9 protein-coding genes are annotated in these 10,633 nt (G+C 65.3%); 7 read left to right on the top strand and 2 right to left on the bottom strand.

Going from position 1 to position 10,633, the window contains the following annotated elements; translation table 11 throughout:
* Positions 1 to 43: 43 nt before the first annotated feature.
* Positions 44 to 616: a peptide deformylase gene (def, locus tag ACE3UY_RS10315; RefSeq protein ID WP_374687451.1), complete on the bottom strand. Its 573-nt coding sequence runs from the start codon at positions 614 to 616 to the stop codon at positions 44 to 46.
* Positions 613 to 2,373, bottom strand: a complete 1,761-nt coding sequence (locus ACE3UY_RS10320) for a cyclic nucleotide-binding domain-containing protein (protein WP_374687452.1) — start codon at positions 2,371 to 2,373, stop codon at positions 613 to 615. The genes def and ACE3UY_RS10320 overlap by 4 nt, the downstream gene beginning before the upstream one ends.
* Positions 2,374 to 2,553: 180 nt before the next feature.
* On the opposite strand from ACE3UY_RS10320, the gene ACE3UY_RS10325 reads away from it, so the two are divergent.
* The 7 genes from ACE3UY_RS10325 to ACE3UY_RS10355 form a co-directional block, all read left to right on the top strand.
* Positions 2,554 to 3,786, top strand: coding sequence for a hypothetical protein (locus ACE3UY_RS10325; protein WP_374687453.1), 1,233 nt, complete (start codon positions 2,554 to 2,556; stop codon positions 3,784 to 3,786).
* 187 nt (positions 3,787 to 3,973) lie between these two features.
* Positions 3,974 to 5,437 carry an ABC transporter ATP-binding protein gene (locus ACE3UY_RS10330; protein ID WP_374687454.1) on the top strand — a complete coding sequence of 488 codons (1,464 nt, stop codon included), beginning with the start codon at positions 3,974 to 3,976 and terminating at the stop codon, positions 5,435 to 5,437.
* 85 nt (positions 5,438 to 5,522) lie between these two features.
* Positions 5,523 to 6,665 carry an ABC transporter permease gene (locus ACE3UY_RS10335; protein WP_374687455.1) on the top strand — a complete coding sequence of 381 codons (1,143 nt, stop codon included), beginning with the start codon at positions 5,523 to 5,525 and terminating at the stop codon, positions 6,663 to 6,665.
* On the top strand, positions 6,665 to 7,639 hold the full coding sequence (locus tag ACE3UY_RS10340; RefSeq protein WP_374687456.1) for an ABC transporter permease: 975 nt from the start codon (positions 6,665 to 6,667) through the stop codon (positions 7,637 to 7,639). The genes ACE3UY_RS10335 and ACE3UY_RS10340 overlap by 1 nt, the downstream gene beginning before the upstream one ends.
* A 112-nt stretch (positions 7,640 to 7,751) precedes the next feature.
* Positions 7,752 to 9,047 (top strand): ABC transporter permease, encoded by a 1,296-nt coding sequence (locus tag ACE3UY_RS10345; protein WP_374687457.1) that lies wholly within the window; start codon positions 7,752 to 7,754, stop codon positions 9,045 to 9,047.
* A complete protein-coding gene (locus ACE3UY_RS10350; protein WP_374687458.1) occupies positions 9,044 to 9,985 on the top strand; it encodes an ABC transporter permease in 942 nt (313 codons plus the stop codon). The genes ACE3UY_RS10345 and ACE3UY_RS10350 overlap by 4 nt, the downstream gene beginning before the upstream one ends.
* Before the next feature lie 166 nt (positions 9,986 to 10,151).
* The coding region (locus ACE3UY_RS10355; RefSeq protein ID WP_374687459.1) for a BMP family ABC transporter substrate-binding protein at positions 10,152 to 10,633 on the top strand (482 nt) is incomplete at its 3' end.

The following is a 10,633-nucleotide window of genomic DNA, read 5'->3' on the forward strand; positions in this document are numbered from 1 at the left end:
GAGGTGGGCGATCTTGGCTACGTCATCGCGCGTTAAAGACATATCAATCCCCCATCATCGGATCATGCTCATCCTGCTTGGCCTTCTGCGCCTCACGGAGCTTTTCGTACTCCTCTTCCGTCCAGATGCTCTCCGGGCCGGTCAGCTTGTCGATGTAAAGCTCGCCGTTCAGGTGATCGATCTCGTGCTGGAAGATGCGCGCCGTCCAGTCGTAGAGCCGCATGCGAAACTTCCGGCCGTGGCGATCCTGGCCGCGCACGCGGATGGACTCGTGCCGATCCACCTCGCCCACGTAGCCGGGAATGGACAGGCAGCCCTCGATGCCGCTGGTCACCTCGCGCGAAGTCCAGAAAATTTCGGGGTTGATAATCACGTACAGGTCGCGTGTGCCCTCGATCTCATTGCCCTCGTCGTCCAGGTCGGGCAGGGTTTCGATGACAGCCAGTTGCAGCGGCCGGCCGACCTGGGGCGCGGCCAATCCGACACCGTTGGCCTCGCGCATCGTCTCGATCATGTTGTCGATTAACTGTTGGAGCTCGGCGTCGAAGCGGGTCACCGGTCGGTTCTTCTGGCGCAGCCCCTTGTCGGGGATGGTCACGATGGGTAGGATGCTCATGCCTCTTCTGATTCTTCTCCTTCCACGGGCAAATCAGCGTCGGACGGCGTGCGCTGGGGGATGCGTTCCTGCTCCATCGCCTGCCGATACACGTCGAGCAGCAGGGCGTACTCCTCGCGGCGGGTGCTGCCCTCGCGGATGCGCTGCTGGCGGCGATACTCGTCGAGCCGTTGAAAGATGTCGCCCTGAATGATCTCCGGGTTGGGCACGTAGTCGAAGACGATTTCCGACTTGGTGCCGGCGGTATCGACGCTGACAAAGCCGTAATTGAACACCGTGGCCCAAAAGCCCGGCCGCGTGGCGCCGACGTTCTGGATGTTGCTGATGGCCGCCTGTTTGCGGCTCTCGCCAAAGCCGAAGGGCTGGCGGTCGATGTCGATGACGAAGCGATCGGTTAGCTGGAACACGTCGTTGTGCCAGTTCTCCAACTGCCAGATGAACCAGCCCAGGTTGGCCAGCCCACCGATTCCCAGGACAAGGGCGACCACCCACACCCGGACTTCCAGGTAGATGCCCAGGATTAGCAAGACGATCAGGAGCACGAAGACCAGCGACGGCAGCCCGATCTGGCGCAACAGGATGAACAGGCTCTTGCGATAGGTGATGGTGTTGCCCTCTTCGACGCGCCAGCTGTAGTTATGCATGAGCCGGGCCAGGAACCCCGCCGGCTGCGCCTGGCGAAACGGGGAAGGCTCAGGTTGCGGCTCGGCCGACTTCAGCGGCGAATCCATGCCAAAGTGCTTTTCGATGGATTGGCGCATCACCGCCTGGGTCAACGCCGACTCCAGCGTCCGGTACTGGCCGGATAGCCGCTCCAGCACGTTCTTGACCTCCACCGGATTGTCGATGTTGTCGAACAGGATCACGCCGGCCATGGCCGCCGTCGTCGCCCGCGCCGAGCCGATGTTGAACAGGTTCGCCAGAAACGTCGGCTTGAGGATTTCCACCGCCTGCACCTGGCCGATGGGAATCTTGATAAGGGCGATGCGGAAGTGGCGCAGGTCAAACTCGTGGTGGGTCAGGTGGCGGTTGGTGATGATAAAGTAGTCGGCCCGCCAGTCGATCAGCCGCAGGGTGAGCCACACCGTGCTGACCAACCCCAGAACGATGGGCACGGCGAACCGGGACAGGCGCGCGAGCCCCGACCCCGTCGGTATGACAAAGAAGGCGACGACCCCCAGCACCATCAAGAGGATCGGCACGATGATGCGCCCCAGCAACAGCCACCCGCTGCGCCGCGTGAAGTACTCCAGGCGCTCTTCCGGCAGCAGGGCGTGGGCCGACGAGTCGCGCACGCGCCGGCGCACCTTGAGCTTTTGCGCCTCGCGCCAGGCCGCTTCACTCAGCCCATAGTGGATGTCGTTGTCCTCGCGCGGGGCCAGCCCATCGATGATGGCCGGATACTCCTTCAGCAGCCGGGCAAACGGCGCGCCTTCGATGATCAACAGCCGCCCGTCCTCCGCGCCCTTGATGGTGGCCGAATGGATGCCCGGCACGAAAAGCCACATGTCATTGAAGTACTGTCCCGGTAGATAGGAATAAGTTTCGCGGGCGATACCGTTCGTGTCGATAGCCCGGGCGAAGAGGCGGCCTTCCTTGACGATGTAGAACTTGTCGGCCACGTCGCGCTGGTAGGCGATGACCGCGCCCTGGCTGAAGGTGTATTCGGTGGTGATGCGCGCGATCGCCTCCTGGGCAGCCTCGCTCAGGTCGGCAAAAAGGGGCAATTCGGCTAAAAACTCGCGCTTGTCGGCCACGCCGCCATTTTAACATCTCGCCGGGTCGTTGACTAACTACCCTCCTAGACCTGACAGGTGGGCGGCTAACAGCGCTCTGACCGGGACAAAACGTGTGGCCGCTCACCTGTCAGGTCTTCACCAGGCGCAAAGTTTGCCGCCACCGCCGCCCTCCGCTATGATCGGCCAACTGGGTTGCCGATGTCGTTCATAACGATCCTATTCAACCTGCTGGCCCTGCTCTACGTCGGGCGCGCTGTTCAACTCGCCGTCCAGATCGTCCGTCAGTGGAACGTGTTGCGGCAAGAGCCGCTGACCGGGGCCAAGCAACGACTGGCCGAGCAGGCGGCGTTCTTCGTGGCCGTCCCGCCCGCCGTCCTGGTGCACGAGCTTGCCCATGCCGTGGCGATCTGGCTCTTCGGCGGGCAGGTGGTGGAGTTCGGCTACCGCGTCTTCTGGGGCTACGTCGTGCCGCGCGGGGTCTTCACGCCGGCGCAGAACTGGCTCATCGCCGTCGCCGGCACACTCGGCTCGCTGGCCTTCGGCGCGGCCATCTGGCTGTGGCTGCGCCGCAACCCCAGCCGCACCCTGCGCTACTTCGGCCTGCGCGCCTTTCGCTTCCAACTGTACTTCTCGCTGCTCTACTACCCCATTTTCTCGCTCTTTCTGCCCATCGGCGACTGGCGCACCATCTATGACTTCGCCACCACGCCCGTCCTGAGCGGGGTCGCGGCCGCCGTCCACGCCGCCCTGTTGCTCTGGTTCTGGCGCGCCGACCGCGCCGGCCGGTTCGAGATGGTCGCCTTCGACTCCCCCGCGGCCCAGGCGCGCCACACGGCGCTGGCCGCCGCGACGGGCAACGAGGCGGCCCAACTGGCGGCCATCGACAGCCTGCGCCAGGGCGGCGCGACCCACCAGGCGCGCCGCGCGCTGGAGGCGTTCCTGATCGCCTTTCCCCAGTCGGCCGCCGGCCACTTGCAGCGGGCGCTGCTCGCGGTGGATCGGCAGGGGCGCATCGGCAAGGAGACGGCCGAGGCCGCCCGCCAGGCCCTCGCGCTGGGCCTGCGCGATCCCCGGCAGCGGGCGCTGGCCCACCAACTGGCGGCTACCTATGAACTGGAGCGCGGCGACGGGCGGGCCGCCGAACGTGAGATGGATGCGGCGCTGGCCGGCTCCTCCGACCTCGACGCGCTCGACCCCGCCCAGCGCGGCCAACTCCACCGCCTGCGCGCCCAGTCGCTCCGCCGTCAGGGGCGCTATGAGGATGCCTACCGCGAGGTTGGGGAAGCACTGCAATGGGCCGGCGCGGCCGGCCAGTCCGGACTGACCCAGGCGTTGCTGGACGAGCGCGAACTCATCGAGAAGCACGCCGGACGCGATCTATCGGCGCTGGCCGGCCAGGAAGCCCCGGCGTCCCCTTCGCCGCGGGCCTAGCGACGGCGTTCGGGCCGCTCGTCCATCTATGTAAATAGTCATGATAAATGTCATGCCAAAATCAGGATTAATCACATTGTTCAACAATTCGTAATTCCGCTATCCTAATTCAGCGGGTAGGCCGCCACGGCCGCCCAGCGTGTGACTGGCCTGCTACGTAGCAGAGAGTAAGCTGTCGGGAGGTCATATGCGGGTTGAACTGCGCGACATCCGGAAGTACTTCGGTCTGGTGAGGGCCAACGATGGCATCAACATGACGCTGCTTCCGGGAACCATCTATGCCCTTGTCGGTGAAAACGGAGCCGGCAAGAGCACCCTGATGAAAATCCTCTCCGGTTACCAGCCCCCCACCGGCGGCGAAATTCTGCTCGACGGCCGGCCGGCGCGCTTCCATTCGCCGGCCGACGCGCTGGCCCAGGGAGTCGGCATGCTCTACCAGGACCCGCTGGATATGCCCCCCTTCCGCGTCATCGACAATTACCTGCTCGGCCGCAACAGCCAGGTGCGGCTGGATTACAAAAGCGCCCGCGCCGAACTGCAAGCGCTGGCCGCTCGCTACGGCTTCGATATTGACCCGAACGCCACCATCGACTCGCTGTCGATGGGCGAGCGGCAGCAGCTTGAACTGGTGCGGCTGCTGGCCGGCGGCGCGCAGGTGCTCATCCTGGACGAGCCAACCACCGGCATCAGCGCCGAACAGAAGGAGATTCTGTTCGAGTCGATGCACAAGATGGCCCGCGAGGAAGGCAAGACGGTCATCCTCGTCTCCCACAAGCTGGAAGAGGTGCAGGAACTGTGCTTCTACGCCTACGTCCTGCGCCGCGGCAAGCTGGTGGGCGAGCAGGAGTTGCCCTGCCAGAACGAACAACTGGTGGAGTTGATGTTCGGTCAGGTTCCCAAGCGCAGCCAGCGCCCCGCCTTCCCGGTGGGCCAGCCGGCGCTCGAACTGGATGACGTGACCATCGAGACGTACCAGTTGACCGTGCCCAACATCAACCTGTCGGTGCGCGCCGGCGAGGTGCTGGGCTTCGCCGGGCTAGAGGGCAGCGGGCAGCGGTTGGTGATGCAGGCCTGCGCCGGCCTGTTGCAACCGGCGCGCGGCCGGGTGCGATTGTCCGGCCAGGACGTGACCGGCTGGGGCTACCACCGCCTGCAAGCCTACGGCGTCGGCTACGTGGCCGCCGGCCGGCTGGAGGAGGGGCTGGTGGCCGGCCTGACGCTGACCGAACACCTGGTGCTGGCCCGGCCCGAAAAGCAGTTCTTCATCGACTGGAAGGGCAATCGGGTGGAGATGGCTGAACGCATCAAGACCTACCAGATCGTCGGCCAGCCGGAGACGACGGCCGACGAGCTATCGGGCGGCAACCAGCAGCGGCTGCTCTTCTCGCTGCTGAACACGCCGCTCAAGCTGCTCTTGCTGGAGCATCCGACCCGCGGCCTTGACGTGCGCTCCAGCGATTACACCTGGCAACTACTATACAAACGGAGAGAGGACGGCACGGCCGTTCTCTTTATTTCGGCCGACCTGGACGAGATCATGGCCCACAGCGACCGCATCGCCGTCTTCTCCGGCGGGCGAATGTCGCGCGTGCTCGACGCGCACGAGACGTCGGCCGAGGAGTTGGGTCATTTGATAGGGGGCCAGGCATGAAAAGTAGGGGCGGGTTTGAAACCCGTCTGTACAGGGCCGGTGGTAGGGGCGGGTTTGAAACCCGCCCGTACGTGGAGGTCGGGTTATGAATCAGGATAGCCGGGCGATGGGCGGCAGCCTGCTCTGGGCCCGCATCTGGCCGCTCGTGCCGATTGTGGCGGCGCTGCTGTTCACCAGCGGGCTGCTGTTGCTCTTTGACGCCAGCCCGGCCGAGGCGTACCGGGCGATGCTCGACGGGGCCTTTGGCGGCTCGGACAAGATACTGGGCGTGCTGGCCTTCTGGGTTCCGCTCGTGCTCTGTTCGGTCGGTCTGCTCATCACCTTCACCGCCGGCCTGTGGAACATCGGTATAGAGGGGCAGATCATCCTCGGCGCGATCTGCGCCTCCTGGGTGGCCCTTAAGGTGACCGGGCCGGCCTGGGTGCTCATCCCGCTGGAGATCGGCGCGGCTATGCTGGGCGGGGCGCTGTGGGCGGCCATCTCGGGCGTGCTGAAGACGCGCGGCAAGGTGAACGAAATCTTCAGCGGTCTGGCCCTCAACAATCTGGCGATCATCCTCACCAACTACCTCATCTCCGGCCCGTGGCAGCCGCCGGAGGGGGGCACGTTCCGCGGCACGGCTCCCTTTCAGGACGCGGCGCTGCTGCCCCGGCTGATGGAGTCGCGCTTTAGCCCGCTGTCGCTGGTGCTGGCCGGGCTGGCCTTCGCCGCCGTCTTCTTTGTGCTGCGCGGCACGACCTGGGGGCTGAAGCTGAAGGCGTTGGGCAAGAACCCGTTCTCGGCCTACCTGCTGGGCGTCTCCAGCGAGCGCGAGACCATCCTGGCCATGATGTTCTGCGGCGCGCTGGCCGGGGTGGGCGGGGCGGTGCGCGTGCTGAGCTGGTTCGACAGCCTGCGCCAGAGCATTTCCGGCGGCATTGGCTTCCTGTCGCTGCTCATCGTCATGCTGGCCGCCTATCGCATCCTGTGGGTTCCTTTCATCGCCTTCTTTTTCTCAGTCGTACTCAATGGCTCCATCACGCTCCAACTGCGCACCCAACTGCATTCTTCTCTGGGCGGTATCCTGACCGGCGTGATGGTGCTGTTTGTGTTGCTTTTCGGCTCGGCCCGGCAGTTGGGTATTGTCAAGGCTCCCGCCGCCCCTAGCGCCTCCGACGTAACGCCGCCCGATACCATCACCAGTGATATTAGCCCGGCTGGCTCCGGCGGCGCGCGAGGAGGTGACTGATGAACGATAGCCAACTCATCGCCGTTCTGGCGTCCATTGTGTTGCAAGCCTCGCCGCTGACTATCGCTGTCTGCGGCGAAATCCTGACCGAGCGCGCCGGCGTGGTCAATCTGTCACTGGATGGAACCATGTTGATGGCGGCCATGACCGGCTTCGTCGTCGGCCTGAAGACGGACAACGTGTGGCTGGGCTTTCTGGCGGCGGCCGCGGTCGGCGCGATCTTCGCCGCCATCGTCGCCGTCGGCAGCATCCGCCTGCGCCAGAGCCAGGTCGCCATCGGCTTCGTACTGGCCCTGTTGGGCGACGACCTGAGCGCCTTCCTGGGCCAGAACTACACCCGCATGCGCGGCGTGACTGCCCCCCACGGCGGCATCCCGCTCCTGAAGGACATTCCCATTCTTGGCCCGCTCTTTTTCGACCAGGATATCGTCGTCTACTTCGCCATGGCGCTGGTCGTTGTCACCTGGTGGTGGCTGAACCGGACGCAGCCGGGGCTGCGGCTGCGCGGTTCGGGCGAGCGGCCGGCGGCGGCCTTCGCCCGCGGCGTCGATGTGAACCGCGTCCGCTACCTCTACACCATCCTGGGCGGGGCGCTCGTCGGTCTGGCCGGCGCGGCCTACTCGCTCAACGTCAAGATCGGCTGGTCGGACGGGCACGTGCGCGGCTTCGGCTGGATCGCGCTGGCCATCGTCATCTTCGGCGGCTGGTCGCCCATCCGCGGCGCGTTCGGCGCGCTGCTCTTCGGCGCGACGAAGGCGTTGGCGACCGTCTTGCAGCGCGTTTTTCCCGAAGTGTCGGTGGTGGCCTTCAACAGCATCCCCTGGCTCTTGATGATCCTGGTGCTGCTGGCCGTCGGCAGCGACTACACCGAGCGATTCATCAAGGCCATGCCCAAGCGCTGGCAACAGCCATTGCGCCGGGTGCTGCGCGTGTCGCCGCCCATGGCGCTCGGAACACCGTTTGAGAGCAGCTAGGAATGAAAAATTAGGAATTAGGAATTAGGAATTAGGAATTAAGAATCCAGAAAACCGCGTTCCCCATTCCTAATTCGTAATTCCTAATTCCTAATTGATTAAAGAGTGTCTTATGCTCGACTATCTTAGCAGATACCCTCGTCTCGGGCGGCTCTTCGATCTGCTCTTGCCCCTGCTGGCGACGCTGGCGGCGCTGGCGGTGGGGGCGGTTATGCTCCAGCTATTGGGGGCTAACCCGTTCGTGGCCTACAGCGCGCTGCTCAAGGGCGCGTTCGGCAGCCAGAACGCCCTGGCCGACACCATCGTGCGGGCCACGCCCCTGCTGCTGGTGGGCCTGGGCATCTGCATCGCCTTCCGCGCCGGCGTCATCAACATCGGCGGCGAGGGGCAGATCATCGCCGGGGCGCTGCCGGCCACGCTGCTGGGCCTGATGTACCCCGAAGCGCCGGCGCTCCTGCTCGTTCCGGCGGCCATGCTGTTGGGCTTCATGGGCGGGGCGGTGTGGGGCGGCATTCCGGGCGTGCTGAAGGCGTACTTCAACGTCAACGAGATCCTTAGCACCATCATGCTCAACATCATCGCCGTGCAGTTCATGAACTTCCTGTTGCGCGGGCCGATGATCGACCCGGTCCAACTCGAGGCCGCATCGCGCATCCCGCAGACGGCCCGGCTGGCCGCCCAGTTCGACCTGCCGCGGCTCGTTCCCACGCGGCTCCATCTGGGCGCGCTCCTCGCCGTGGTGCTGGCGGTGCTGGTCTACATCCTGTTGTGGCGGACGACGATTGGCTATCGCATCCGCGCTGTGGGCCTAAGCCCTGACGCTTCGCGCTACGCCGGCATCAACGTCAAGCGCAACATCGTGCTGGCCCTGCTGCTCAGCGGCGCGTTCGCCGGGCTGGCCGGGGCGGTGCAGGTCTACGGCGTCAACCACCGTATGTTCACCGACGGCTCGGCGGCCGGCTTCACCGGCGGCGCAGGCTTCAACGGCATCGTGGCTGCCCTGTTCGGCAAGCTGCACCCGCTCGGAACCATCCCCGCCTCCTTTATTTTCGGCGCGCTCATCGTTGGGGCCAATAGCCTCCAGCGGGCCATGCAGGTTCCGGCGGCGCTCATCACGGCGTTGAACGGCCTGGTGGTCGTCTTCGTCGTCAGCAGCGACATCTTCAGCCGGCGGCTGGCGCGGCGGCGGCGGATTGGCGTGGGCGCGGGGGAGCAGGGAAGTAAAGGAGCGGGGGCGCAGGGGAGCGGGGGTGCGGGGGAGAGGTCGCCGGGTGCGTTGCCGGCCGGCCCGCCGGCCGCGCCTGACGCAGCGAGTGCGAAAACTGCGCCTCCGGCGGCGGTTGTGGATATGGGCGCGGGGCTGAAGCAGGCCGGCGGGACGCCGGCGGGCCAGGAGGTGTCGCAGTGATCGCGGAATTCTTCACCGTAACCGTCCTGGTGGGCGTGCTGAGTTCGGGCATCCGTCTGGCGACGCCCTACCTGTTCGCCTCCATCGGCGAGATGTTCGGCCAGCGCAGCGGCATCTATAACCTGGGCGTGGAAGGGATGATGCTCATGGGCGCCTTCGCCGCGTTCTACGCCACCTTCACCACCGGCAACCCCTGGCTGGGACTGCTGGCGGCCATCATCGTCGGCGGCATCATGGGCCTGGCGATGGCCGTCATCAGCGTCACCTTCCAGGCGGAGCAGGGCATCAGCGGTATCGGCGTCTACCTGTTCGGATTGGGCATGAGCGAACTGCTCTTCCAGCGCCTTCTGGGTACAGTTGAGACGGTGAGCGGTTTTCGTCCGGTGGATATCCCGGTGCTGAGCGACCTGCCGATCGTGGGGCCGATCTTCTTCCAGCAGAGCATCATGGTCTACCTGGCCTACGCTCTGGTTCCCATTGCCTGGTACATCCTGAACCGGACGACGCTGGGGCTGAAGATTCGCGCCGTGGGCGAGAACCCTGCGGCGGCCGACTCGCTGGGCGTCAGCGTGCCGCGCACCCGCTACATCACCGTGACCATCGGCGGCATGCTGGCCGGGGTGGCCGGGGCGTCGCTGTCCATCGCCCTACTCAATGTCTTCCAGCAGAACCTGACCAGCGGCATCGGCTTCATCGCCGTGGCCCTGGTTTACTTCGGCGGCTGGCGGCCCTATGGCGTCCTGTTCGGCGCGCTGCTGTTCAGCATGGTCAACGCCCTCCAGCTGTGGATTCAGGCGCTCAACATCCCGATCCCGTTCGACGCGTCGGAATTGTTGATCATGATGCCCTACGTGCTGACCATCCTGGTCCTGGTCTTCTCGGCCGGGCGCATGCGCAAGCCGTCGGCCCTGGGCCAGGCCTATGAACGAGGCAGTTAAGGAGGTGATGTTACTTCAGACTAGTATCGGAATAGTAAGCACGCCCACCGGCCACCTCCGGCTCCCCTCCCGCCGGGAGGGGTGGGGGAGGGGCTGGTCATCGATTAACCCGTTTACGTTTGAGTAGAGAATTCCAATGAACCTTCTGACAAAGGAGAGGAAGAACATGAAACGCACCTTATGGCTCACCCTGTTGCTCGTTCTGGCCCTGGCGCTGGTCGCCTGCGGCGGCGGGACGGCGCAGGAGGACGCAACCGTCGAAGTGCCGACCACCGAGGAAACCGCGCCGGCCGAAGAAGCCGCGCCCGAAGAGGAAGCCGCGCCCGAAGAAGAGGCCGCCGGCCCCTTCCGCGTCGCCGTCGTCATGCCCAGCGCCATCAATGACCTGGCCTTCAGCCAGAGCATGTTTGACGCGCTGACGGCCGTCCAGAACGAGATGGGCGCGGAGAACTTCGAGTTCGTCTACTCGGAGAACATGTTCGTCGTCGAGGACGCCGCGGCGGCCCTGCGCGACTACGCCAGCCAGGGCTACAACCTGGTCATCGCCCACGGCTCGCAGTACGGCAGCTCCCTGCAGGAGATCGCCCCGGACTTCCCGGACACGAGCTTCGCCTGGGGCACGACGGTCGATACCTTCGGCATCCCCAA

It is taken from the genome of Promineifilum sp. (SeqCode) (assembly GCF_041918635.1).
Lineage (GTDB): Bacteria > Chloroflexota > Anaerolineae > Promineifilales > Promineifilaceae > Promineifilum.